Source organism: Bradyrhizobium sp. CCGB12, from assembly GCF_024199845.1.
Lineage (GTDB): Bacteria > Pseudomonadota > Alphaproteobacteria > Rhizobiales > Xanthobacteraceae > Bradyrhizobium.
The window spans coordinates 8821025-8845848 of the sequence record NZ_JANADO010000001.1 but is presented as its reverse complement, the minus strand read 5'-3'; the positions used below and the strand labels follow the sequence as shown (position 1 = coordinate 8845848).

The following is a 24824-nucleotide window of genomic DNA, read 5'->3' as shown; positions in this document are numbered from 1 at the left end:
GAGGATGAAACGGTGGCGGCGCTTAGGCCGTCAGGCCAACAGGTACGGGGAGGTTTCTGGCTCGATGAGCCGCAGTCAGGGTGTTGACCAGCAGACAGGCGATAGTCATTGGCCCAACGCCGCCTGGCACAGGTGTAATCGCGCCAGCCACGGCAGCCGCCTCGTCAAAGTCGACGTCGCCGACCAGCCGAGACTTGCCGTCGCGTTCGACACGATTGATGCCGACGTCGATCACGGAGGCTCCGGGCTTAATCCAGTCGCCCCGGATCAACTGGGCTCGCCCGACCGCGGCGACGAGGATATCGGCACGCCGACATACCGATGGAAGATCACGTGTGCGGCTGTGCGCTACGGTCACCGTACAATTGGCCATGATGAGAAGCTGCGCCAGGGGCTTGCCCACGATGTTTGATCGCCCGACGATGACGGCCTCGAGGCCCGAAAGATCGCCGTGAACCTCCTTCAGCATCATCATGCAGCCAAGGGGCGTACACGGCACCAATGCTCTTTGCCCGGTTCCCAGAAGCCCGACGTTCGAGATGTGAAAGCCGTCGACGTCCTTGTGCGGAGCGATCGCGTTGATAACACGTTCTGCATTCATGTGGGGCGGAAGCGGCAGCTGGACCAATATGCCGTCGACGGCAGGATCCAGGTTGAGCTTGGTGACCAGCGCCAGCAGTTCGCCCTCCGAAGCATCCGCGGCCAGCCGGTGCTCAAACGAGTTCATTCCGACTTCACGGGTCTGGGCGCTCTTGTTGCGGACATAGACCTGGGAGGCTGGATCTTCACCGACGAGCACAACCGCGAGGCCACAGACGACTCCATGGTCCTCACGAAGCCGGACCGCGACCTCCGCCGCCCGTTGGCGAATCTGGGCTGCCGTAGACTTTCCATCGATAATTCCACGCCTCATTCCATTGCTCCGATTGCCTGGAAGTAATGCCTCTTGCCTACGCGATTTCTAGTTTGAAGAACTCAAGATCGACGTTCCCCCCAGAAAGCACGACGACGGCTGTTCGACCTTGCAGATCGATGCGGCCGGCCAGGAGCGCCGCAAATCCCACCGCGCCGCCAGGCTCGACAACGAGCTTGGCGATCTGAAACAACTGACGAACGGCTTCCACGACGTCCGCGTCGGACACCGCGAAGCCGCCGGCAAGATTGCGACGGTTGATGGGAAAGGTGATTTCCCCCGGGATCTCTGTGACGATGGCATCGCAGATGGAGCGAGAACCGGCGCGATTGCTGGTACGCTCTCCGCGCTCCAACGAAATCCGCGTATCGTCGAACCCCTCCGGTTCGACGCAATAAATTTCGATGTGCGGCTGCAGCGCTTTCAAGGCGGTCGATACGCCGGCAATGAGGCCGCCTCCTCCGACGGGACAAAGCAATACATCGGCTCGTGCATTGATCGCATCGAGCTGGTCGACGACCTCCAACCCGATCGTGCCTTGGCCCGCGATGACCATTTCATCGTCATAGGGGGGAACCAGGATGGCCCCTGTTCTTGCGGCGATCTCCTCCGCAATTGCCTTTCGATCGCCGACGTGGCGGTCATAGAGCACGACGTCCGCGCCGAGCCTTCGTGTATTCTCGCGTTTCAGAATGGGCGCGTCTTCCGGCATCACGACGGTAGCCGGGATACCGAAAGTCTTGGCCGCAGCGGCAACGCCTTGAGCATGGTTCCCCGAAGAGAACGTCACCACGCCCTTTTTTCGTTGGCCATCGTCAAGAGACGCGATCTTGTTGAAGGCACCCCTGAACTTGAATGATCCCGTTCTTTGCAGATTCTCTGGCTTGAACAGAACGCGACCACCGAGACTATCGTTGATCCGATCGTACTCGAGCATCGGCGTCACGACGTGCTTTCCGTGCAGGCGAGTTCGCGCCCGCGAAATCTCTTCGATCGTGATCATCGCGAAGTATCCATGCTTTTGGGAACGACCGAAAGGGCGCGCGCATATCGATCCTGCGCTCGGATGATCACTTTGACACAGCCTTACCCAGGCCGATGGCCCTTTCCACGATGAGCACGATGCCAAGCGTACCCAGCACCAGCAGCGCGGAGACGGCGGCGACGAGCGGATCGGTCCAGCTTTCCACGTAGTGATAGAGTGAGACCGGGAGCAGCTTGAGCTGGGTTCCTGCGATGAACAGCGAAATCACGACTTCATCGAACGAAACGATGAATGCCAGCGCGGCGGACGCGACGAGTGCGGGCGTCATGAGCGGAAGCGTGATCTGGCGAAAGACCTGCCATGGCGCAGCGCCAAGCGTTCCCGCGGCATCCTCGACGAAAGGAGGCATTGTGCTAAGGCCCGTCATCAACACTCTCAAGGCATAAGGCAGGGTAATGACCAGATGCGCAATGACGACCCCGGGCCAACTGCTAACCAGACCATATCCGGCAAATATGACGAGGATGGCCAGGCCCAGGACGATGCTTGGAAGCAGAAGCGGCGCGGTGAACAAGGAAATCAGGGCGTCTCGTCCCCGAAAACCCCATCGCGTCAACGCCACAGCGGCCGGCATCGCGACCAGGAGTGTTATGGCAGTCACGCAAGCTGCGATGAGCAGGCTGTTGCGAAAGGCCGTCACCATCTCTTCGTTGTGAAGAAGAGCGACGTACCACCTTGTACTCCAGGCCGATGGTGGCCAGGCCACGAAAGCGTCAGCAGAGAACGATATGGGGAATACGAGGATCACCGGCGCAAGCAAGAACATCATTATTAGAATGATGCCCAATGCGTGGATGCCTTTCGCGATCTTTGGCAGCACGACCGAGCCCCCTACTCTACAATCTTGGAGAGTTGGCCGTAGAACAGCAAGGCTGTTCCGAACACGATCAAGATCAGGACGGACAAGCACGCCGCAACGGGCCAATTCAACGTGACGATGGCCTGATCGTAGATCTCGGTCGCCAACAGGGCGACCCGCCCGCCTCCCAGCATCTTAGGCGTGATAAAGCTGCTTACCGCCAGCACGAAGCAGAGCAGGCATCCGAGCAGAATTCCCGGCATGCTGAGCGGGAGAACGATCCGGCGGAATACGGTAAAAGGGCCGGCCCCAAGCGTCTCCGCGGCCTGCTCCAGCGTCGCATCCAGCTTTCCAAACCCCGAGAGGAGCGACAGTATCATGTAGGGCATGAGGATTTCGGTCATGCCGATGATGACGCCAAGCTGATTGTTGATCAATCGCGGCGGCGTCAGGTTGAACGAACGCAACATGGCTGGCAGGAAGCCTTGGTCGCCGAGGATCACCATCCAACCGTAGGTACGCACTACGGCCGAGATCAGGAGCGGCGAGATGCAGAGCACGATGAGAAGCGCCTTGGCCCTTGTCGCGCGGCTGACGAACAATGCGAGAGGATAGGAAAGCACCAGCGTGACGAGCGTGATCAGCGCCCCGATCCAGACCGTTCGCCACAACATCGACCAATAGTATGCATCCGAGATCAGTGAACTCCAGGTCGAGAGATCAAAACCGTCAGTCATCGCTCCCGTAGCCGCCGCACTGCGGAACGACATGGCTGCGAGATTCGCCACGGGCGCGACGAAGACCAGTATGTTCACGAAAACGATCGGGAGCAGGAGGGCCGACAGCAGCGATCTCCCTCCGCGCTTTGCGTCGTTCGCTTCGAGCGCGGAAACGGTCATCCGGCCGCCTCCGAGGAGAAGGTGAGCGTGTCGCGTGTTTTCCATCGTAGCGCCACGGCATCGCCGGGCTGAAAGGGATCTGTCGCGGAGCTCGTGGCCTTTTCGACCTGCAGCAGACCGCCCGCCGTCGCGACCGCATATTGGAGCGTGTCTCCGACGTAGGTGATGTGCCGGATGGTCCCGGCAACCATATTCTCTTCCGGCAATCCCGAGCCCGGCTCGCCAGCCGCTGCCAGATCGATGCGATGAGGGCGGATCATAATGAGGACGCGCCCGGTACGGCCGTTCGCGTTTGCGCGGATGAGAGAGTCGCCCACGGCGATGGCGCCATCGTTACGCCATTGCCCTTCCAATCGGTTGATGCGCCCGACGAACTCCGCCACCATCGGTGTTTCCGGCCTCTCATAGATATCGAGGGGAGTTCCGATCTGCTCTAGCTTGCCGCGGTTCATCACGACGATCCGGTCGCAGATCGCCATGGCTTCCGTCTGATCGTGCGTGACAAACACGGTGGTCATCCGCAAACGCTGTTGTATCTCCCGGATCTCGTTGCGCATGTTGTCCCGCAGTTTCGCATCGAGATTCGAGAGAGGTTCGTCCAGCAACAGAATATCGGGTTCCACGACTAGTGCGCGGGCGAGAGCGACCCGCTGTTGCTGGCCGCCCGAAAGTTCACGCGGCTTGCGATCCGCGACGCCATCCAAGCGAACCATCGCTAGTGCGGATGCGACCCGCGCTGCGATATCGGACTTTCTCACCTTGCGCATTTGCAGCCCGAACGCGACGTTCTCCGCGATGGTCATATGCGGGAACAGCGCATAGGACTGGAACATCACCCCCATGTTGCGTCGGTAGGTCGGAAGGTGAGTGACATCCTGACCGCCGACCTTGATCTTACCCGACGTCGCCTGGACAAGGCCGCTGATCATCCGAAGGGTCGTGGTCTTGCCGCAACCTGACGGTCCTAACAGGCCGAGCAGCTCGCCCTGTCCAAGCGAGAAAGACAGATCGGCCACCGACGGCGCGAAGCTGCCGTACCGCTTCTCCAAGGCTTCAACCTCTAGATACAATGTCTTTCCGTCGCTTGTGCGACGCCCCTCCGGTAGATGCGATTCTGGAACCAGTTGCCTAGCTGCGGCTGATTACGTTCCTGCGCCATTGCTCGGTAATCTTGTCCCTGAACTTGGCGACCTCGATCCAATCCACGTCGATCATTCGAGCCGTCCGCTCCGGCGTGGTAGCGGTCCGCTTCCGCGCATCCTCGGAAATTGACGCGTTCTTGTTCGTCGGAACGTAGGAGAGCTCTTCGGTGAACCGCGATTGCGCTTCCCCGCTTAATGCGTATGTCATGAACTGGAGGGCAGCCTCCTGTTGCTTCGATCCCTTGACGAGATTGATCGTGTTGATCTGGGAGATCGACCCTTCTTCAGGCATCGCGGCCGCCATGCGGTCCGGATTCTGCTTCGAAATGGTTTGCGCGCGCGCATTGTATCCGACACCGAGATCGACGGCGCCGTTTGCCACCGCTGCATAGGGATTAGGCTTCGGATCCCAGGTCTGCACGAGTGGAGCCATCTCGGCCAGCAGTTGGATCCCCTTGTCGATCGACTGGCGGTAGTCTCCGCCACCGGCCAACTTGTTGGCTATTAGCGTCAGTCCAACTCCGACCAGATTCGGAGGGGCGTCAATCGCAATCCGGCCCGCATGCTTCTTGTCCCAGAGCTCCTTCCAGGATGTCGGCGGCGTTGGGAACTTGCCGGTAGCATACATCAACACGAGCGCATCGAACGTCACGGCGGGACCGGGGACGCCCTGGATCAAGGCCGCGGGAACCAACTCCTTCATCACCGGCAACTGCTCGGCGCTTACAGGCTGGTAGATGTTTTCGTCCCCGCCGGCCTTGGCGACCACCACGTCCATGATGCAGACGTCAATTTGAGGCGCCGCCTTCTGGGCTCGCAGCATTCCAAGGTTTTGGGCAGACGTCGGCATTCCCATGTAGTCCACACGGATACCGGGATTTGCCTTCATGAAGGGCACGATAACAGTTCGCTTGTAAATATCCTCGAAGATATCGCTGTAGGCGGCGACCGTGATCTTCCGCTCCTGGGCGCTTGCTTTGCTTACCCACGGCATCGCTGCGCCGAGAGCGCCTAGAGCCAATACCTTGCGTCGCGTCAAATTCGGCATGGAATTCTCCTGTCTCACGTTGAACAATGTATGGTCACGCCCGTCTTCGGAGTCTTGTATCTCTCGCCTGCCCGGGTACCTCCGGACGGACTTCCTGGTCGCGCTCAAGACGCTTTGGAATAATGTCGTTTCACGTATTCCTCAGAGAACTTGCCGGAAGCGAGGTCTTCCTGGATTGCCGCGGCGAGCCGCTCGGCCGGCGGACCGTAACCGCCTGCTCCCGCCGTCTCGAGCACTGCAACAGCATCGGGCTCCAGGCGAACGCAGCAGGCCTTGGCGGCAAGTTCCGTGACTTGGCCGGCATCCGAGCGAACGTAAAACCGTCCTGTTGCGCCATCTTCACCACCGAACAGTCCCCAAGGCTTGTGAACGAAGCGCTCGCCGACACCATTGAACTCGCAGACATGATCGATCGGCCGAATGGTGCGTCGGATGCCCAAGCCGCCGCGGTAACGACCCGCACCGCCAGTGTTCTCGATCAACGAGTATTCCTCAACGCGGAGCGGATATTCGAGCTCGATGGCCTCCACGGGCAGGTTGGAGGTGTTGGTGATGTTGACCTGGACGCCGTCCTTGCCGTCGAAGGTTGCGCGCGCGCCCATACCGCCGCCCAGCGTTTCCAGATAAACGTAGAGCTGGGCAGTTCGAGGATCTATTCCAGCAAACACGGCGCTGGTATTTGCTCCGTTCGTGCCCGCGACCACGCGGTCTGGTACTTGCTCGGCCAAAGCACCGAACACACAGTCGACGACCCGTTGGCAGGAGTTGGCACGCAAGGCAACCGCGGCCGGAGCGATGCAGTTGACAAATGAACCGAGAGGCGCCTTGATTTCGATCGCGTCAAAGATTCCCTGATTGTTCGGCACGTTGGGGTCGAGCAAAGCTTTGAGGGCGAAGCACACCGCCGATTGCGTCGCATTGAAAACCATATTGAAGTTGCCGGGGACCTGCGGATCGCTTCCTTCGAAATCGAACAGGATGCGGTCGCCCGTCTTTTCGATTCTCAGCGCGATCTTGATATCCTCGGTGCCTGCACCGTCGTCATCCATGAAATCGGTAAAGGCGTAAACGCCATCGGGAAGTGTTGCGATGGCCTTTCTCATTCGAATTTCTGTGCGGGCGATAACTTCCCGGAAGATCGCCGAAATCCGGTCGCCGCCATGCTCACGCAACATGTCCTCGAGTCTGGCGACTCCGAGCTTGCAGGCCGCGATCTGGGCGTTGAGGTCGCCCCGACGTTCTTCCTCCAGACGCATATTGAGCAGCAAAAGCGTCAGCAGATCCTGATCGAGCACGCCCTTGGAATAGAGCCGCATGATCGGAATCCGCAGCCCTTCCTTGTAGATCTCGTCCAGACCTCCCGACATCGACCCAACCGCCGCCCCGCCGACATCGGCGTGGTGGATGATGTTGGCGACGAATCCGATGAGCCGGGAGCCTTCAAATACGGGCATCGCCATGTTGATGTCCGGAAGATGCGTGCCGCCCGCGACGTGCGGATCATTGGCGATGAAGACGTCGCCGGGGTGGATATCACTACCGTATCGATCCAGGATGAATTTTGTCAGACCGCGCATCGATGCAAGATGGATCGGCAGCGCCATTTCCGCTTGCACAACCAGCCGCCCCTGCGCATCGGCGATGGCGGTGGAGTGATCGTGGCGCTCTTTCACGTTAGTTGAGAACGCGCTTCGCATGATGCTGATGAAGCATTCGTCAGCAATCGACTTCAGTCCATTCCAGGCGATTTCGAGCGAAATCGGGTCAATCACGATCTCAGACATTGTCGATCTCCATGATCATGTTGAGGGCGGCATCGACCGTGATCTCGGCCCACGGCGGGACCACCGTGGTCGAGTCGAGCTGCGTGATAATTGCCGGGCCCTTGATGACGGTTCCAACAGGAAGACCGGAGCGATCGAACATCGGCGTAGGAACGGGCCCGGCTTCATCGAACCAGACGTCCTTGGTATCGAATGGTTCGAGCTTTTTCGCAGAACTTTTCGTCGCCGACTGGCTCTGCGGCAGTTTCGCGATCGTCCGAAGTCGAACGTTCACGATCTCGATCGGTGCCTGCTGATCGTAGTGGCCGTAGGCCCTCAGATATGCGGCGAAGAATGCCGCGCGCAGCTGCTCGGCATCCGGCAAGACCGGAGCACTGGAGCCGCTTGCGACTTCGACGGCGAGCTCGTAGTTCTGACCGACATAGCGCATGTCCAGCGACAGGACGAGGCGGGTTTCGAGAGCGCCCTCACCTTCCTGATCAAGCCAGTCCTGTCCTTGCTTCACGAGATCTGCGACGACATTTGCAGCGGTCCGCATGTCCCCGCCGACACGAACCCGGCAGCTCGCGACGAAGTCTTCCTGCAGATCCGACATGATCAGACCTTCGGCGCAGAGAATTCCCGGAGCATGGGGAACGATGATCCGTTTGATGCCGATCGAGCGCGCGACGTCGGTGGCGTGCAACCCGCCCGCACCGCCGAACGGCATGAGGATGAATTTGCGCGGATCGTATCCTCGTTCGATCGTCACCGCCCGAATGGCCCGGACCATGTTGGATGTCACGATCCCGACGATGCCGAGCGCAGCCTTTTCAACGCTGAGTCCGAGCTCGGATGCGATCGGTGTAACGGCCTTCACGGCAAGGTCGCGATCGATGGTCATGCCCCCGCCGGTGAGCGTTACGGGCAGTCGACCGAGAACGACGTTGGCGTCGGAGACGGTCGGCAGCGTGCCACCGCGGCGATAGCAGGCCGGTCCCGGCACCGCCCCGGCGCTCTCGGGGCCGACCTTCAGAAGCCCGTCATTGCCCAGCCGCGCGATGGATCCGCCGCCCGCGCCGACCGTGTGAATGTCCACCATCGGCAGCCGTATCCTGAATCCCGAGATGTCCCGGGTGCTCGCGATGGCGGTCTTACCGGCCTGGATCAGGCAGACGTCCGTGCTGGTCCCTCCGATATCCAGGGTGATGATATCGGGAATATCGGACATCGCGCCCGCGCCGGCTGCGCCGACCGCTCCGGCGGCAGGTCCCGAGAGTGCGGTCCGAACCGGAAACTGCGCGGCTCTGTCAACCGACATCAATCCGCCGCTGGACTGGAAAATGCCGAACTCTGCGTTTGGCGCGACCGTCCTTACCTCGAGCTTCAAGCGGTTCATGTAGCGTCCCACCTCGGGCTGGAGGAACGCATTAATCAGCGTGGTCGAGAACCTTTCGAACTCGCGAAACTCCGGCTGCACTTCGCTCGATACCGAGACGAACACGTTCGGGAACGCCTCGCGCAGCGCGGCGGCGATCCGCTTCTCGTGCGAGGAATTCAGGAACGAAAAGATCAGGCAGACAGCAATGCCCTCGATCTCCGGCTGCGTCCTCAATTGCTCCACCAGGGCGTCAATCGAGGTATCGGACAATTCACGGACAACCTGGCCGGTCGGGCCGATGCGCTCATCGATCTCGAAACGAAGCGCGCGGGAAGCGAGCGGCTGAGGCGCATCCAACTGCAGATCATAGATATGCGGCCGAACCTGGCGGCCGATCTCGACGAGATCGCGAAACCCCTTGGTCGTTACCAGGGCCACCTTGGCGCCCTTCCGCTGAAGCAGCGCATTGGTGGCGACGGTGGTCCCGTGCGCGAAACGCGTGATGGCGCCTGGATCAATATCGTATTTCTCGGTCAGCTCTCGCAGACCATGCAGAACGGCACGCGAGGGATCGTCCGGAGTCGAGGGCCTTTTGTGAATCAGGACGCGGCCTGTCGTCAGATCTTTGGCCGAGAAATCGGTAAAAGTCCCCCCGACGTCGACGCCGACGACCCAGTTTTGACGAGAGCTGTTCTGCTGAAGCATTGTCGGCCTGCCTATCCACCTACCTGGACTTGAATACCTGAATCGTCACAGCGCCTATCCATAGACGCCGCTTGGAACGCACGCCGATCGAAAACGGTCCAGTCAGGCCAGCTAGAGCTTGAGTACCGTTTCGCGTGCCTGTCGAAGAAATTGCCATCGTGCCTCTCAGCTGTTGACGATGCCGCTGGACACCAGAATACGCCGCACCGATCCCGCAGCTGACTTGGGAGTGTAAGCCCCCGTCACCCCGCCAAGAGAGCGCGATGTGACCGAAAAATCCCAAGCGAAACCCTGTCCCGAAACTTGAATACGATGACGCATCTCTTCGGTATCAGGCTTCGCTGCAACTATGCTTTTGGTTCGATCAAAGCCGATGCCCGCGATTGCGATAGCGGCATGCACGTTCACGTTTCTCGGGAATTTCTGACAGGCCTCTCGGGCGCTTCCCTCGAACACGACGCCGGAGATGTCGCTTTCAAAGCCAAGACCCGTGGCACGCTTTGTCGTGGTTATCGTGACGTCTTCGATGCAGTCGCGGCCATCAACGAAACCATCAAGTCCCAGGATCGCACCGTGAGGCAGAAAGAACTGCGTGCCGTTCGCACGGCAACTCTCTGCGACGGCACGCTCGACGTCGGGCCTGGCAAAGGCGGAGCAGCTGAACCCGCAAAGATCGGAAGACGCCAGCACGCGCGGCGCGACGGCCGCCAGCACGTCAGCGTGGGCCGCTTCGACCACAAGGTCTACCGGCTGCGCCATTGCCTCGTCGAGATCGGACACCAACAATGCCGGATCTATGCCTTCGACTTCGCGATGGGAAGCGCTCTTCTTGCCGGACACGAGTACATAGGCCACTTCGGCAACCTCGGAACGACAAACCTCGTTGTAGACGGATCTTCCGATCAAGCCCGCGCCGATGATGCCAACCTTGCGATACTTCATCACGAGTAACCGTCGGTACGAAGGGACAGCCCGGCTGGGTGCCCATTTTTGTTGATCTGACTACGCACTCCGCGCAACACGTCGAACACGATATCGCTCAATCATCGCAGCGACCCGATTCACCGCAGCGACAGCGGCTGCGTGATCCTGCGAATAATTGAACCGGATGCTTCCGAAACTGTTGGGACCGAACTCCGCTCCCGGCGTCACGGTGACGCCGGCCTGCAACCGCAATGCGCGGACGAAATCGATCGCGCTGATCGTCAACTCGGGGAGTCTTGGAAACAAATAGCTTCCGGCCTCTGGCTTTCGCAGCTCAAGCCCGTCAACCTGACGCAGGATGGCGACCAAATCATCGCGGATTGCCTGATGTCGCTGAATGCGATCACGCATCCACTCTTCCGGTTCGGCAAGCCAGACGTTCAGAACGGCCTGGCTATAGCCAGCCGCGCGCAGCGAAACGATAGCTTGCAGCTTGGCCATGCGCTCGATGACCGACGCTGATCCGAAAGCCACGCCAAGGCGAAAGCCGCTGAGCGACTCGGTCTTTGACGGCCCACTAATCGTGATCAGATTTTCGCGGGCGACCGATTTGGTCCGCAGATGACTATACGACTGCCCCGCGTAAAGTAGCCGCGAGTAGAGTTGGTCGACGATGACCGTCGCGCCGTACTTGCCGGCGAGCCGGGCAATCGCGTCAATCTCGTCATCCGAGTAGACGACGCCGGTGGGATTATTGGGATTAGAGAAGACGAGAACACGGGCCCCATCCCTGAATGCCGCCTCGAGCTGTTCAAGGTTCAAACCCGCCCGCCCAGCCGTCCCGAGATAGTCCATCTCGATCGGGACAAGGACACCGTCAAAGAAGCGGACCAGTTTCCGATTGGCGAAATAGTCAGGCTCGACCACGGCGACCTTCGTTCCCGAGGCGACGGTCGCTCCCATAGCCAGAAACAGAGCGCCCTGCGTTCCGGGCGTCACGATCAGATCCTCATCAGCCGAAAGGCGCGCTCCGGTAAAGATCCCCAGCCGCTCCGCAACGGCATCGCGAACCGCGGCATCGCCAAGATACTCGGTATAGGCTTGGGATCCTCCGCGGCGATACCCTTCCAGAAACGCGTCGAGCGCCCCTGGGGCCGGCAAAAACGCATCTACGTCGCCGTGAGAAAAGTCGACCGGCCTGCCTTCGATCACACCGCCGAGCAGGGCACCATCAGAGGTGGGTGTGGTCAGCCGAACCTCCTGACCTGGAGCATTTTCGGTTGCAAGCTCGGCGAATTTTCTCTGGATCGAATTCATCATACGCTCGCCACCGTTTGCCCATTGATCCACCAACCGCTGACTGCTAGTTGGGCAGTGCACGCTCGAGTACGTGGGCCCTTGTTGCCGCGGGGATCAACCCATCCCTTAATCGGTAGTACTTGCTTGATTACGCTCCAAGAAATAAAAACTGGCTCAGTGACCCTGTTTTCATTTGGCGGCGTTTTGAATGAGAAACTTGCCACCTCTGAGCGGGCTTCAGGCGTTCGAGGCCGCAGCGCGGCATCTGAGCTTCACGGAAGCCGCAAAGGAGTTGAATTGCACACAAGCCGCAGTCAGTCAGCGTGTCCGCGGGCTGGAATCCTACCTTTCGCGGCAACTGTTCGTACGCAGGCAAAATGGACTGCAACTGTCCGAGGTGGGCGAAGCCTACCTTCCGGGTGTAGCTGAGGCCTTGAATCTCGCAGCTGCAGCAACCGAGGGGCTGCGTGGCAAGGATGTACCTCGCACCGTGACCTTATCGGCTCCCCTCTCATTCGTTAGTCTATGGCTTGCCTCCCGGCTCGATGGCTTTCTGAGCCAAAATCCGAATGTCGAGATTCGTCTGAATAGTGCGATCTGGACTGACCCGAACGCTGAATTGGCTGACATCGTCGTAGAAGTTCGCGACGCCTCGGAGCTCGACGCCGACACCCCTCACTTGCCCAATGAAACCCTGGAGCTGGTCTGCGCGCCGGCACTCATTGGCTCGCTTTCCACGACGGCGCTGCAAGACGTGCTGGACTCATCGAGGAAGATCTTCGTTCAAGGTCGACACAATGTCTGGCAGCGCTGGGCGACCAAGCTGGGTCTCAATCTGGACGGCGACGTTCCCGCGTTGAAGGTGGACAATTCCGCGACCGCACTCGAGGCAGCGGCCCAGAACCTCGGCTTCGTCGTTACCTATTCGTCCTATTGCGAGCCGTATCTGAAGGATGGACGTCTTGCGACCTGGAGCAAGGCCAAGGTCCAGACCACGCTCTGCCTCGCACTCACCGGTTCGCCCGACAAACCTTCGTGGCATCCCGCGCACAAGGTTTTTGATTGGCTCAAGCAGGAATTCAAAAGTGGAACGCCGACACCGTAGATTTGATCTTGCAGCTCAGTTACGTGGCGTCCAATTCCTTCAGGCTCGACATCATGTAATTTGCCGAGGCCACATCGAAGAACAAGTCGAAGCCGTGATCGTTAGTACGGTCAGTACGTGCGAGGATGCAGTCCATCTGCGCCACACGGGTCTGCACTACACGCCATAGCGGCAATCGATCGGCGCTCAGATCGACAGGGCATGTCTTTGCGAGGAAATCCGCCACGTTGGCTCCATGAATGTGGAACCATGCCCAGACCTCTTCTCGCCAGGCATTGAAGCCTTTGCGCTCGCGTCCGTCGGATTCCCATTCCGACCGCAACGCAACCAGGGATGCCGACTGCCCGACGGACTGGGGCAGGACCAGATAATCTTCGGCTCCAAGACGAATCAGGTCGAGCCTTCGCGACGCAAGCGGGGCAAGCATATTGACCGGCTCCGGCAACGCGATCGCCTTGGACCTCAGCCAATCGCTGGCGCCTTTGCCCTTGATACCGAAGCGGGCATACCGGGTCAGATCCAGCAGGTGGATTGATCCGTCACCGTCCCCTTCAGGCACGATCGTCGTCCGGACAAGTGTCCCATCGATGGAGGACGGAACGCCGTCCGGGTGTTCGGCGTATAAATCGCCGAGCGGCGTCCGCCGACCTGTCGCGGTCACAGCCATATCAGATTTCCTGCCGCTTGTTTTCGGGATCGAAGAAGTGCGGAGAGACAATGCGAGCTCGCAATTGCGCGCCCTTCCGCGTTTTGATCAGCAAGCTTCTGCCCTGCTCGGACAGATCGGCCGGCACGAAGGCGAGACCAATCCATTTCCCCAGCGTCGGCGACAGGCAGGTCGACGTGACGTGACCAACCGCCTCGCCTTGCTCCAGGACGAGGCATGCTTCATCCGGCCTGTCTTGCTCGGACGATGGAAGCTCGAACCCAACCAGGCGACGCCTGGCAGGAAGATGGCGAAGCAATTCGGTCGACCTCTTGCCGATGAAGAAGGGTTTCTTCATCGCCAGCGCCCACGCCATTCCCAGTTCGTCCGCGGTGCTGACGGCATCGGTATCCTGACCGATGATGATGTGCCCCTTCTCCAGACGCAGGATTCGCGACGCTTCCAGGCCGTAGGGTCGAAGTCCCAGCGGCTTGCCGGCTTCCATCAGAGCATCCCACAAGGCCTCACCATAGGATTGAGGCGTGTGCAGTTCGAAGCTCAGTTCGCCGGAGTAGCCAATGCGCATGATGCGGACGGGACAGTTCGCGACCCGGCCGATGCGCCCGCCCAGGAAGGGCAGTCCTTCGGACGAGACATCCATACCTCCTGCCGCCTCGAGAACTTGTCGGGCAAGCGGTCCGGTGAGGTTAAAGGCCGCGAAGCCGGCTGTTACGTTGTGGATGTCAACGTCGAGTCCCCATTGAACGTTCTGCCAGCACATGTCCGCATAGATGCGGTCCACCCCACCGGTCGTTGCCGTGACGTAGTAGTGATCCTCAGCGACCCTGAAGGCGACGCCATCGTCGATGACTGTTCCCATCTCGTTCAGCGTCAGACAGTATCGGACCCTGCCGACGGGCTGCTTGGCGTAATTCATCGAACAGAAGCGATCGAGCAGCAGCCCGGCGTCCGGTCCGCGCAATTCGATCTTGCCAAGGGTCGAAACGTCAAGCACGCCGACGCGCTGCCTGACGAGGTTCACCTCATCAACGATCCGTGCATCAACAGAACCTTGGTCGCCGTAATACAACGGGCGCCACCACGCGCCCACCGGCGTCATCTTCGCACCGGCCTCAACGTGGCGATGATGGACCGACGTGTAACGATAGCGGCTTTGTTGAATTCCTGCGAGGAGCCCGAGCTTTTCGGGGCCGAATGGCGGGCGCGATGTCGTGACGCCGATATCGGCGACCTTGCGCTTGGTGGCATGCGCCACGATGCGCGCCGTGGCGAGAGCCGAATGACGGCCTTGCGACGGCCCCATTCCGACCGTCGAGAAGCGCTTGACGAGCTCAAGCTCGTCGTAGCCGGTGCGAACCGCGTTCTCAATGTCCTTGACCTGGAGATCCTCGTCGAAATCGACGAAATCACGCCCCTTGGAATGTCCGACAATGGGAAGCTCAAGGCTGCTGAGGCTTCGCTCCTCGTCTTCGGGCACTTCGACTTCACGTGTAGCAAGACCTAGCGCCTGCGCGGCCGCCCCGCCTGCCTTGCGTCCCGCCGCCAGAACAGAGCGAAGGGAGAAATTGCCCGCGACCGATCCGGCAAGCGTCAGATGCGCGGGCACGTTGGTGAGCGTAAACTGTGCCGTGCCATCGTCATAGCTCAATTTCGCACCCGCCTGCAAAGCGAGCTGATAGGTCGGAGTATAGGCGCAGGACATCGACAGAAGGTCGCAGTCGATCCACTCGGGCATATCCGCATCCGCGCGTGCAATCCCGACGGCCTTGAGATGCTTGTTGCCCGCGGTGCCCGCAGCCTCCGCTATTTTGGCGGTGAGGATGATCCGCACGCCTTTTGTCTCGAGCTGTGCCGCGAATGAACCGTGTTGCTGCGTGGCGCGGGGATCGACTACCGCAGCCACTTCGACACCGGCTTCCACGAGATCCAGCGCCGTCCGGTAGCCGTCCCGGTTGCCGGCGAAGACCACCGCGCGTTGGCCCGGCTTCACCGCGTAGTGCCGCATCAGTCGCTGTACGGCCGATCCGAGCACGATTCCGGGAAGGTCGTTATTGCGAAACGGAACCGGTTGATCGAGCGAGCCGGTGCAAAGGATGACCTCCTTCGCGCGAACCTTATACAACCGGTTCGCCGTGATGACAGGAATCCAATTGTCGGCATACCAGCCGTTCGCCACGGCATTCGTGAAAACCTTGATGCCGGGATGCGCTTTGATCTGCTGCCTCAAATCGCGCAGCAACAGCGCGGTGGCTTCAGGCTTGTCGTCGAACCGCGCATAAGTCAGGGACCCGCCGAGCTCGGGGTTCTCGTCCACCACGAGGACGCGCGCACCCGCCTCTGCGGCCTCGATCGCAGCTGAAAGGCCAGCCGGGCCGCCACCGACGACCATGACGTCGTAGAACAGGTTCTGCTTTTCGTAACGGCCGCGGGGAGCCGACGTATCAACCCTGCCGAGGCCCGCTTTTTTCCTGATGAGCGGCTCCCAGAGCCGGAGCCAGCTGTTCTTGCCCGGGCCAAAAAAAGTCCGGTAGTAGAAGCCGACCGGCATAAACCGTCCAAGCCGATCGAGAAGCGCGTCGCGATCCTTTTCGAGCGACCCGTTCACATTCTGGGCTGTCGCTTCGAGGCCCTCGCGGAGAGGATGGACGTCAGCCAGAACGTTAGGCTCTCCTTCGACTTGGACCAGAGTATTGGCATCCTGCCCCGCCATAGTCATGACGCTTCGGGGCCTGTGATATTTGAATGACCGCGAGATAAGCCACTGCCCCGAGGCAACGAGCGCGCTTGCTATGGAATCGCCGGAGAGCCCACGAAATGTCCTGCCTTCGAATTTGAAGGTCAGGACCTGGCCTCGATCGATACGGGTCCCATATGGCAGGGGCAAACGCGGAATCATGACTTGTTCTCGATGCGCGAAAGCTCGCTCGCGCTGTAGGTCGCGATGATTTCGTCGGTGACGGTGTGTCGTTCGGCGATGAAGTAGTAGTTCGAGGGTGTGTGTCGCCACCACTCGCGAATGATTCCGGCCTTGTTCTCCTGATAGAACAAGTAGTGAGACCAGGCGGCATCGCCGACCGATTGCGCATCGATGGCGTCGTGAACCGGCCCGAAGCAGGTGAACTCGCTGATGTTTCGTGCCCCGTTCAGAGGACAATTCATGATTTTCATGCAACAGATCCTAGTGGCTTGCCGCCGTAGCACCCATTTCATTGATGAGAGCCATCGTCTCGAAGCGGCCCAGACTGAACGGAAGCAGAATGTCCGCGACCCGTTCGTTGGCGACGGTGTCGGCCATGTATTTTCCGGCGACGGGCGTTGCCTTGAAGCCCCAGGTACCCCAGCCGCAATCGAGCCAGTAGTTCCTAAGCGGACTAGCGCCCATGATCGGCGTGTAGTCCGGTGTCATGTCGGTGATGCCGGCCCACTGCCTCAGCAGCTTCACGTTATGGAGGAAGGGGAAAAGCTGCACCGCGCCGTGAGCGAGCTGTTCCTTGAGATCCAGCGTCGAGCGCGTCGAAATTAATTGATACGGATCCGAACCGCCGCCGATGACGATTTCGCCGCGGGACGACTGCACGAGATACGTATGCAGATTTGCTGAAGATACCAGCGTGTGCAGGAACGGCTTCAGCGGCTGTGTCACCATCGCCTGCAACGGGAAGCAACGAATGGGCATATCGATGCCAGCCAGTTTCGCGACATGCTGATTGGCTCCGCCCGCGGCCTGGATGACGTGCCCGACGCTCACCGTTCCGCGGCTGGTTCTGATGGCCGACACCCTGTCGCCGGTCGTGTCGAAACCAAGCACCTCGGTCCGTTGGTGGATTTCCACACCTCGGCCGGCGGCCTGCGCCGCGTAGCCCCATGCGACGGCGTCATGGCGTGCCGTGCCGCCGTCCTCGTGCCAGAGGCCGCCGAGAACCTCGTGCTGGCCGCCTTCATCCATATTGAGATGAGGGCAGATCTCCTTCACCTGCCGCGGATCCACCACCGCGATCCGCGTGCCATGGTGCTTGCCCATCTCGGCGCGCAGATGGAAGGATCGAAGGGTCGCCTCGGAATGCGCAAGCGTGAGCTGGCCGCGCTGCGAAAACATGACGTTGAAATTCAATTCATGCGACATGTCTTCGTAAAGTGAAACGGCCTCCTTGTAGAAGCGTATCGACTGGTTCGTGATGTAGTTCGAACGGATCGTAGTCGTATTGCGAGCCGTATTGCCCCCGGCAAGGTAGCCCTTTTCCAGAACGGCAACGTCCCGGATGCCATGATACTTGGAGAGGTAGTGGGCAGCCGCCAGGCCATGCCCGCCGCCGCCAATGATGACCACATCATAGCGGCGCTTCAGATCAGGCGTAGCAGGAATCTCGCGGTGCGGAACGTAGTCGCGTTTCAGCCCGTACTTGAGCAATGAGAGAGGCATAGCGTGGGGCTGCCTTGGTTTGGCATCGTGGTCGCTTGAGCCTATGCTTCGCCTTCTTCGCTCGGCCCATCAAGCAACGTTATCTGGATCGCTGACCCCGATTTTGTTTTGCAAGGTTGCAACCTGACGCACGAATCCTGGATATGAACGAATCTGCAAGCAACTCGGCACGCCTGCAGCCATTTGACCGTGGCCGGGACTGGCACGCGAGCTAGAGTTCGGACGTCTCGCGAATCTTTCCGAAGCTCGTCGGACCTCCTCGATGACGCGCCGAACGCCTTGGCGCGTTTGGCGATCTCACGGGCCGGTGCTTCCGGACCCGACCATCAGCCAACGTTCCTGCGCATTTCTCACGAGATCTCGTTCCCATCTATGCACACCCGTGCACCACGGCGATACGCTCAATGCGTTCACTGAAGTGCTGGAGAAGACGGACAGCGATCACACTGGCTAGGGCGTTGACGGCCAGGGGGATCGCCCTGAGATTCAAGAGATTAGAACGATGAGCAACTCAACACAGTCGAAAACAAGACATCGAAAACAAGAAGAGTGGGAAAATTCAAAAGAGGCACCCGCAAGAGGGTCAGAATAGCGTCGACGCGAGCGGCGGGATAACACGAATATGATCGACTTGACCAAGCCGCTGCCAGTCATACTCAGATGACGGAAGCAACCCGATCTAAACGCAAGATGCGATAGCCTTGCTCGGCTTGCAGTTGAGCGAATGCTGCTGACCGTGCTTGATGACGATCGACAACTAAGAAGTCGATCTGAACGCCCGTTGCTACGTCGCGACACCGAGCTTCTGCAAGCGGCCAGCCGTTCACCGCCCTTCTACAGCACGCGCTATGTAGAAAGTCCTCGCGATGACCCGCCATAGTCCCAGCCAGTTATTGGCTTCGCCGAATGCCAGTTGCAATCGCAGCAGGATATTTGACAGACGAAGGCTTTATACCGTTTCGCGTCCACAACATCGAGTTGCCCCGCATAGCTCCAACGCTGCTTTTCGCCCAAACATCCTCGAAGCAATATCCCGAAGACGATCGTCAGCTGTCACGTTTTTCCAATTCGTGACGGTGCCTGCACCTCGAAACGTGACGCGATGATCTAGAGAATCGATCGTGCGGCCTGCTGATCGAAAATTACCCTTTGCAGAGGAGTTCCGACGAGGCGATCTTACGCCTTGCGCGCGTACTTGCTCGCCTGGCTGCAAGGGAAGATCATGAGAGAGCAAGCCAATCGAACAAAAAAAGAGAGCGGCGATCTATGCCCGATTCTCGACAGACCTTCAGAACGAGCGATCGATTGAGGATCAGCTTTCGCTTTGTCAAAGCTATGCAAGCCGCGAAGGATTAAGCATCGTCGGCACCGATGAAGATCGGGCCCGCTCCGGTGGCTCAGTAATGGGACGCAACGGCTTGCTGCAGCTGTTGGACGATGCAAGAGAGAAATCCTTTGATATTGTCATCGTTGAAGCCCTTGATCGTCTCTCCCGCGACATGGAAGACCTCGCTGGCATTCACAAGCGGCTATCCTTTCTTGGGATTGAGATCCGGGCGGTTCATGAAGGCGTCGTCAATACCGTGCTGGTTGGCCTTCGCGGTTTGGTCGGGCAGCTCTATCGCGAGGACAACGCTCATAAGGTGCGTCGTGGCCTTGCTGGACGAGTCAAGCAAGGCTTGGCTGAAGGGGGCCTGACGTACGGATATGCCGCGCTCGCCGGAAGACGCGGCGAGCGGGTCATTGTCGAGGCTGAGGCGCATGTCATTCGCCGCATCTCTCAGGAATACGGCGAAGGTCGCACCCCTCGCGAAATCGCGCACGATCTCAACAAGGAGGGAGTATCACCTCCGCGAGGCCGGGCATGGAATGCCTCGACTATCAACGGCAATCTCGAGCGGGGTGCCGGTATCCTACAGAACGAGCTTTATGTAGGGCGTCTTACTTGGAACAAGGTCAGGATGGTGAAAGATCCTGACACCGGAAAGCGACTGTCACGCCCCGACCCGCGGAGCGAGTGGCATGTTGCCGAAGTGCCGCATCTTGCGATTATCAACCCCGAACTATTCGCGGCGGCTCAGAAACGCAAAGGCGAGCGCGGTCAAACCCATCCTTGCCACCAACGCCGGCCGCGCCGGATGCTGTCTGGTCTGCTCCGTTACGGTTCGTGCGGCGCCGGCATGTCAACCAATGGAAAAGACAAATCGGGACGCGTTCGCATTCGCTGCTCAGCGGCGACGGAGAGCGGCACGTGCCCTGATGCAAAGACCTTAGACACAGTCGAGAGCGCAGTTCTCAGCGGACTAAAGGCCGAATTGCGCGCACCGAAAGTTATCGCAGAGTACGAGCGGACCTATCTTGAAGAGCGAAAGCGCCTCGCAATCACATCAAAACGCAAAAAGGCAGCGTCTTGAGCAGCAGCTCGCTCAATTGAACCGGGAAATCGAACGGCTGGTGGATGCGATCGCAAAAGGGCACGGCGATCAATCCGTTCTCGGCCCGCGATCAACTGCCCTCGGTGCCGAACGCGGCCGAATATCTGAAGAGCGGAGCGAACCACCAGTCGCAAAGGAAGTCGCGCTACATCCGGCCATCCTCAAGCGATATGAGGAACAACTCAGCCGGCTCGAGGAGGCGCTCGCGAAGGGTGTCAGTGGGGGCGACGGCGAGGCCGCCGAAGCCATTAGAGATCTGGTCGAGACGGTCACCGTCTTCCGGGATCCCGGGCGCCTGGGGTATGACCGTGGAGATAGCGGGCCGGCTCAACGCTCCTCTTGGGGAAACGGCTTATCCAAACCGCCTCCAAGGAGTGTGGGGAAAGATGGTAGCGGGAGAGGGACTCCCTACCAAATCAAAAAATTCGCCAGCAAGTTCAATAATTTCAGACGCTTCGGCGACACCTGTGTCTTGTGCCGGTGATACAAAACTACCAGGGGAAGCGCAAGATTGCCGCTTCACGGCAACCTGGCGCGGTCACTGCGCCTTCTCGCCGTCACCCCCGGCTCGACCCGTACAAACACGTCGGGGCCAAGAGAACGGTGCTTGAGGCAACTGGGTAGAGGGAAAGGCCGGCGGCGGCGCCGGCTGAGCGGTTGCCTGAACTACCGAGTGGGGCATCGAAGCCTCGGGCGAGATGGTGCGCTCGGTCACCGGCGGCGTCGCGTCCCCACAGCTTCCTCAATCGCGTCGATGGATGTTTCGGAAACGGCCATGGACTGATCTGTCGCGCTGTCCACGGCGGACGTGGATTCGGAACCAGCAGCGGCCGCACTCACCTTGCCGGGGAATGCCGTGACGAGGCGATCCAGTTGCGCGGCATCCACTCGCCCATGCCAGAATCCGCGCGGACCACCACGCTTGAGTCCAATTTCCTGGAGCAGCATGACCCGATCGCCTCGCTTGTAGCTCGTGTAGTTGACCGTGAATCAGCCAACTGATCCAGGCTGTTATTCGGCGCAGGGTTTATTCACACGCTGCGCAACCCCTTGTCTTAGGCACCCGGCTTTTTCTTGCTCCCTCCACCAGCGTCACGCTTCTTCTTGACGACGCTGATCTCTCCGTTGCCCTCGACACATGCGCTTTCTACATCAGAAAAATCGTCGAGCCCCTCCTGCCTGAGATGACTCCTTAGTTCCTCTTCAGTGATAAGCTCGCGCCGCATATTGCGCCGGTCCAAGTGGCCGCCGGTGATCAGCGGTACCGGCAACGGTGCGAGCAGTCGCTCGAAAAGGCTGACGTGGAAACCAAGCCAGTTGAACGCGAAATCCCAGAAAACTATGGTGAGTACGAGCACGATGCTCTCGGTGACCGATTTGTACTCCTTTGAGAAACCATTTTGCGCGGCATCGGCAATCACGACGATTACGAGAATGTCGGCAATACCTATCGTGGAGGATTGACGCTTCATGAGAAACCGCAGGATAACGAAAAGGGCGACATAGCTGAGGCTACCACGCACGACCATTTCGAGAATGGAGTGGGTCGGAATAACTATGTCAGCCCAGTCGACGCTATAAATTTTTGACATCGCAGATACCTTCTTCACTGGTGGTCATTGCCCCAAATGATCCAGTTTTCGCAGCGGAGCCATTGATGGTGACGCACCCGTCGGCATTGCCTCGCGGCTCGGCAGGCTGCTAATAGCCTACATGGCGAAGGCTCAGCGTTGTTCAGCCATGCTACCAGCGGAAATGCCGAATGAGCAGCCGCTCTCCTCAGCGCAAGCGCACTCAGTGAAGTACTATCAAAACGCAGGGATAGCAGGCCTTCACTGGAAAGGCATGGACAAGGCTACTTCTGATCGACGTTGCTCGTCCCGGAGCCCGGAGTGCCGATTGGCAAGCCGTTCGCGGCGTGACCGACGCCAACGCCTGGAGCACTGACCGCGCCGGGAGCTTGGTCTTGAGGAAGCGTCTTGATGCCCGTTCTTGCTTGTTCGGCGGGGGTCATCTGCCGGCCGTTGTTGTTGCCGCCGTTCGTTGCCGTGATGCCAGACTTGTCGTTCCCGTTTTGCGTACCCGTCAAACCAGTCGCGGTGTTGCCCGTGCCCGAGCTGGTTGGGGCCGCAGGTGTGCTTGCTGTATTCCCGTTCGGCGTCGGCGGCTGAACGTTCGGACTAATTGGCGAGTTGTTTGTGTGGACTCCCGTTGTGCTGTTGTTGGTCCCCATGCCGGATGGTGCCGAGGGGCCGCCACTCGCGCCATTGGACATCCCGACGCCTGCGCCTGAACTCGCGGATGACCCGGACGCCCCACCGCTGGAGGCCGCCCCACCCGCGCCTCCACCAGCACCACCACCGCCTCCGCCACCTTGGGCGAGGACAGGAGTAACAGCCAGGGACAACGCAGCTGTAAGAAGAAGAGATTTTCGGTTCATGACCTTCTCCCGATGGAAAGAAGATCAATGGTGTGAAAGAGGCGATAGTTCCTGAGTGGCCCATTCCCTTTTGGGGGCCGTCCCTCTCCCGCCCTTCCCCTTCTTCCTTCGATTGTGACTTCTATCGTCCTCGCGGGACGCAACACTCGCGGTTGTCTTCAAGCCGACCAACGATCCTGTTCTTCTTGATGAGCATGCTCATTGAGCCGTTTAGCGACCTGATCAGCGAGCTCTGGGGTCTCGGCAACAGCGACAGGTTCGTCCTTCTGGGTTCGCAGCTTCTGATTCTCGACCTTCACCGGGAAGTCATCAGGTTTGAGAGGACTATCTTGGGTCATGTGGCACCTCGACGCGTTTGAATTTCCATCTGCTTAGGAACGAGGCTTGGGGCGCTCGGTTGCAACCAAACTTCAACAGGAGGATACAACCATTAAGTTTGGCGCCGGGAGCGGCGCAGGTGCAGGCGGATTGGGTGGAGGCGGCAACTCCTTTCGTGAGCGGCCAAGCTGCTTGAGCAGTCCAGGATCGACAAATCCGGTTGCGAGAACGAACGATCCGAATGGGAAGGAAATAGCGGGGAAGAGACACCCGCCGGTTCTGACCGGCGGGATGTTGTCCTTACCCGGTATCCAAATGGACTAGTTGCAGTCCGCTAAGTCCACTAGCGGTCCTTCCCACGCAATCCGCCTTCGTCGGCTAGGCGCGCCTTACCGACGTTACTTCTTCAAGATGCCAGGATTAGTGTCTCCCAGTTGCCGGACTGCCGCGTCTGCAGTTGGCGTATTGTACGTCGGCCGCGATCCCCCACCGGCTTGATCAGAATTCGATGGACCGAGTCTCTCACCTGTTGTTCTGTGACTTTTGGCATTAGACGTGTTGGGGTCGGGCGAACCGCCTGTCCCGCTGAGCGTAGTCCCACTCGAAAGCGTCGAGCCACCTGCGCCGCTCGTACCGGCCGCACTTGCTCCACCAGCGGATGAGGCACCGCCCGAACTGCCTCCAGAGCTTTGCGCCATGGCTAACGAAAAGGTGCCCAGCAAGATAGCGCCAACGATCGCAAGAAGCTTCATTTGTCCCTCCCTATCGCCGGCGTGCAAACCACGCTCCGAGTAGGAACGCGACACCGAGCGAGCGTAAAGGCGCCTTCACGGTCATCTCACGCAGCTGATCCGCCCAGCGCATAGCAGAATCCAGCGAAGGCGAACGCTCTGATTGATGGCCTCCTCTTGTTTCAGCCCTGGGCTCCGACCTCTGGCCGGAAGTCTGCTCGACACCGCCCTGTTCGTCCGTCAGCCCGGAAGCTTCCGTCATTGCCGAAGTATCCTTTATGTCCATGTGGGTCCTCCTAGGGTCGTGACGGAGCAACAGGTCTCCTTTTGTCTGGTTCCTACGTTCGGTAAGGGCCGGACTAGGCCGACGTCCGCCGCGGTTTGGCCCCGAGCTTCTTGGCTGATCCGTCCTTCGCCGGCTTCTTGCCCGCGATAGGCATCAGCATCTCTTTTTGGCTGCTGGCGGCCTTCTTCGGCTTCTTCGCCTTCGCCGACTAGGCTTCCTCGGCTGGAGCGGCCATTCGACCGACACTGCGGCGCAGCGCCATCAGATCAACGACGTTCTCTCCCTTCGGACGGATCGTCTTGCCGGCTCGTTTTTGGTTGATGAGATCGATCAACGCGGTTTCGTAGCGGGCTTCGGCGCGGCGCTGCCTGCCCGCTGCACGAAGACGTCGCTTTGCGAGACCCCGCGCTCCTGGCTGCTCCACCGCCAAATTCGGCCTCGTCCCGAGTGTCGAACTCGCCGATGATCGTGCTTTCAAGGTCGATCTCTGCGGCAAGGATGAAT

The 24824-nt window shown here is 59.7% G+C and carries 20 protein-coding genes and 1 pseudogene; 3 read left to right on the top strand and 18 right to left on the bottom strand.

Annotated features, from left to right (window positions below):
• Window positions 1–22 precede the first annotated feature (22 nt).
• The 10 genes from folD to NLM27_RS40585 all read right to left on the bottom strand — a co-directional run bounded on the left by folD (window position 23) and on the right by NLM27_RS40585 (window position 11939).
• Complete coding sequence (gene folD, locus NLM27_RS40630; RefSeq protein ID WP_254148598.1) at window positions 23–913, bottom strand: bifunctional methylenetetrahydrofolate dehydrogenase/methenyltetrahydrofolate cyclohydrolase FolD; 891 nt, start codon at window positions 911–913, stop codon at window positions 23–25.
• Window positions 914–950: 37 nt separating this feature from the next.
• Window positions 951–1916 (bottom strand): threonine/serine dehydratase, encoded by a 966-nt coding sequence (locus NLM27_RS40625; protein WP_254148597.1) that lies wholly within the window; start codon window positions 1914–1916, stop codon window positions 951–953.
• Window positions 1917–1983: 67 nt separating this feature from the next.
• Entirely contained in the window at window positions 1984–2727 is a 744-nt protein-coding gene (locus NLM27_RS40620; protein ID WP_375142338.1) for an ABC transporter permease, read from the bottom strand.
• A gap of 62 nt (window positions 2728–2789) precedes the next feature.
• Complete coding sequence (locus NLM27_RS40615; RefSeq protein ID WP_254148595.1) at window positions 2790–3656, bottom strand: ABC transporter permease; 867 nt, start codon at window positions 3654–3656, stop codon at window positions 2790–2792.
• A complete protein-coding gene (locus NLM27_RS40610; RefSeq protein WP_254148594.1) occupies window positions 3653–4726 on the bottom strand; it encodes an ABC transporter ATP-binding protein in 1074 nt (357 codons plus the stop codon). The genes NLM27_RS40615 and NLM27_RS40610 overlap by 4 nt, the downstream gene beginning before the upstream one ends.
• A 58-nt stretch (window positions 4727–4784) precedes the next feature.
• The gene (locus NLM27_RS40605; RefSeq protein WP_254148593.1) at window positions 4785–5954 is read right to left on the bottom strand and encodes an ABC transporter substrate-binding protein; all 1170 of its coding nucleotides are present in this window, start codon (window positions 5952–5954) and stop codon (window positions 4785–4787) included.
• The gene (locus NLM27_RS40600) at window positions 5951–7630 is read right to left on the bottom strand and encodes a hydantoinase B/oxoprolinase family protein (protein ID WP_254148592.1); all 1680 of its coding nucleotides are present in this window, start codon (window positions 7628–7630) and stop codon (window positions 5951–5953) included. The genes NLM27_RS40605 and NLM27_RS40600 overlap by 4 nt, the downstream gene beginning before the upstream one ends.
• Complete coding sequence (locus NLM27_RS40595; RefSeq protein WP_254148591.1) at window positions 7623–9695, bottom strand: hydantoinase/oxoprolinase family protein; 2073 nt, start codon at window positions 9693–9695, stop codon at window positions 7623–7625. Before NLM27_RS40595 ends, NLM27_RS40600 begins: the two co-directional genes overlap by 8 nt.
• A 165-nt stretch (window positions 9696–9860) precedes the next feature.
• Window positions 9861–10637, bottom strand: coding sequence for an aspartate dehydrogenase domain-containing protein (locus tag NLM27_RS40590; protein WP_254148590.1), 777 nt, complete (start codon window positions 10635–10637; stop codon window positions 9861–9863).
• Window positions 10638–10697: 60 nt separating this feature from the next.
• Entirely contained in the window at window positions 10698–11939 is a 1242-nt protein-coding gene (locus tag NLM27_RS40585) for a pyridoxal phosphate-dependent aminotransferase (protein ID WP_254148589.1), read from the bottom strand.
• Between the two features lie 187 nt (window positions 11940–12126).
• Between NLM27_RS40585 and NLM27_RS40580 the strand changes: the two genes are divergently transcribed.
• Complete coding sequence (locus NLM27_RS40580) at window positions 12127–13023, top strand: LysR family transcriptional regulator (protein ID WP_254148588.1); 897 nt, start codon at window positions 12127–12129, stop codon at window positions 13021–13023.
• A gap of 19 nt (window positions 13024–13042) precedes the next feature.
• On the opposite strand, the gene NLM27_RS40575 is transcribed toward NLM27_RS40580, so the two are convergent.
• The 4 genes from NLM27_RS40575 to NLM27_RS40560 are packed head-to-tail and all read right to left on the bottom strand — an operon-like array spanning window position 13043 to window position 18110.
• Window positions 13043–13690 (bottom strand): hypothetical protein, encoded by a 648-nt coding sequence (locus tag NLM27_RS40575; protein WP_254148587.1) that lies wholly within the window; start codon window positions 13688–13690, stop codon window positions 13043–13045.
• Between the two features lies 1 nt (window position 13691).
• Complete coding sequence (locus NLM27_RS40570) at window positions 13692–16586, bottom strand: FAD-dependent oxidoreductase (RefSeq protein ID WP_254148586.1); 2895 nt, start codon at window positions 16584–16586, stop codon at window positions 13692–13694.
• A complete protein-coding gene (locus NLM27_RS40565) occupies window positions 16583–16858 on the bottom strand; it encodes a sarcosine oxidase subunit delta (RefSeq protein ID WP_254148585.1) in 276 nt (91 codons plus the stop codon). Before NLM27_RS40565 ends, NLM27_RS40570 begins: the two co-directional genes overlap by 4 nt.
• Before the next feature lie 10 nt (window positions 16859–16868).
• Window positions 16869–18110, bottom strand: a complete 1242-nt coding sequence (locus NLM27_RS40560; RefSeq protein WP_254148584.1) for an FAD-dependent oxidoreductase — start codon at window positions 18108–18110, stop codon at window positions 16869–16871.
• A 1238-nt stretch (window positions 18111–19348) separates the two neighbouring features.
• On the opposite strand from NLM27_RS40560, the gene NLM27_RS40555 reads away from it, so the two are divergent.
• On the top strand, window positions 19349–20524 hold the full coding sequence (locus tag NLM27_RS40555; RefSeq protein WP_309144811.1) for a recombinase family protein: 1176 nt from the start codon (window positions 19349–19351) through the stop codon (window positions 20522–20524).
• Window positions 20469–21029 (top strand): hypothetical protein, encoded by a 561-nt coding sequence (locus NLM27_RS40550; protein ID WP_254148583.1) that lies wholly within the window; start codon window positions 20469–20471, stop codon window positions 21027–21029. Before NLM27_RS40555 ends, NLM27_RS40550 begins: the two co-directional genes overlap by 56 nt.
• A 227-nt stretch (window positions 21030–21256) precedes the next feature.
• Here the strand turns inward: NLM27_RS40550 and NLM27_RS40545 are convergent, their stop codons facing one another.
• From NLM27_RS40545 to NLM27_RS40530, 4 genes and pseudogenes are all read right to left on the bottom strand, one after another.
• Entirely contained in the window at window positions 21257–21493 is a 237-nt protein-coding gene (locus NLM27_RS40545; protein WP_254148582.1) for a hypothetical protein, read from the bottom strand.
• A gap of 107 nt (window positions 21494–21600) precedes the next feature.
• The gene (locus tag NLM27_RS40540) at window positions 21601–22137 is read right to left on the bottom strand and encodes a DUF421 domain-containing protein (RefSeq protein WP_254148581.1); all 537 of its coding nucleotides are present in this window, start codon (window positions 22135–22137) and stop codon (window positions 21601–21603) included.
• A 1006-nt stretch (window positions 22138–23143) separates the two neighbouring features.
• Window positions 23144–23323, bottom strand: a complete 180-nt coding sequence (locus tag NLM27_RS40535; RefSeq protein WP_254148580.1) for a hypothetical protein — start codon at window positions 23321–23323, stop codon at window positions 23144–23146.
• A gap of 1070 nt (window positions 23324–24393) precedes the next feature.
• A pseudogene (locus NLM27_RS40530) lies at window positions 24394–24675 on the bottom strand (Ku protein); the annotation flags it as partial.
• Window positions 24676–24824 lie beyond the last annotated feature (149 nt).

Bases quoted from the DNA above. Each gene is read 5' to 3' on its own strand.
- NLM27_RS40595 (WP_254148591.1), bottom strand. From the start codon at position 9,695: ATGCTTCAGCAGAACAGCTCTCGTCAAAACTGGGTCGTCGGCGTCGAC.
- NLM27_RS40620 (WP_375142338.1), bottom strand. From the start codon at position 2,727: ATGATGTTCTTGCTTGCGCCGGTGATCCTCGTATTCCCCATATCGTTC.
- NLM27_RS40560 (WP_254148584.1), bottom strand. From the start codon at position 18,110: ATGCCTCTCTCATTGCTCAAGTACGGGCTGAAACGCGACTACGTTCCG.
- NLM27_RS40570 (WP_254148586.1), bottom strand. From the start codon at position 16,586: ATGATTCCGCGTTTGCCCCTGCCATATGGGACCCGTATCGATCGAGGC.
- NLM27_RS40615 (WP_254148595.1), bottom strand. From the start codon at position 3,656: ATGACCGTTTCCGCGCTCGAAGCGAACGACGCAAAGCGCGGAGGGAGA.
- NLM27_RS40625 (WP_254148597.1), bottom strand. From the start codon at position 1,916: ATGATCACGATCGAAGAGATTTCGCGGGCGCGAACTCGCCTGCACGGA.
- NLM27_RS40600 (WP_254148592.1), bottom strand. From the start codon at position 7,630: ATGTCTGAGATCGTGATTGACCCGATTTCGCTCGAAATCGCCTGGAAT.
- NLM27_RS40540 (WP_254148581.1), bottom strand. From the start codon at position 22,137: ATGTCAAAAATTTATAGCGTCGACTGGGCTGACATAGTTATTCCGACC.
- NLM27_RS40535 (WP_254148580.1), bottom strand. From the start codon at position 23,323: ATGACCCAAGATAGTCCTCTCAAACCTGATGACTTCCCGGTGAAGGTC.
- NLM27_RS40575 (WP_254148587.1), bottom strand. From the start codon at position 13,690: ATGGCTGTGACCGCGACAGGTCGGCGGACGCCGCTCGGCGATTTATAC.
- NLM27_RS40545 (WP_254148582.1), bottom strand. From the start codon at position 21,493: ATGCTGCTCCAGGAAATTGGACTCAAGCGTGGTGGTCCGCGCGGATTC.
- NLM27_RS40565 (WP_254148585.1), bottom strand. From the start codon at position 16,858: ATGAAAATCATGAATTGTCCTCTGAACGGGGCACGAAACATCAGCGAG.
- NLM27_RS40590 (WP_254148590.1), bottom strand. From the start codon at position 10,637: ATGAAGTATCGCAAGGTTGGCATCATCGGCGCGGGCTTGATCGGAAGA.
- NLM27_RS40585 (WP_254148589.1), bottom strand. From the start codon at position 11,939: ATGATGAATTCGATCCAGAGAAAATTCGCCGAGCTTGCAACCGAAAAT.
- folD (WP_254148598.1), bottom strand. From the start codon at position 913: ATGAGGCGTGGAATTATCGATGGAAAGTCTACGGCAGCCCAGATTCGC.
- NLM27_RS40580 (WP_254148588.1), top strand. From the start codon at position 12,127: ATGAGAAACTTGCCACCTCTGAGCGGGCTTCAGGCGTTCGAGGCCGCA.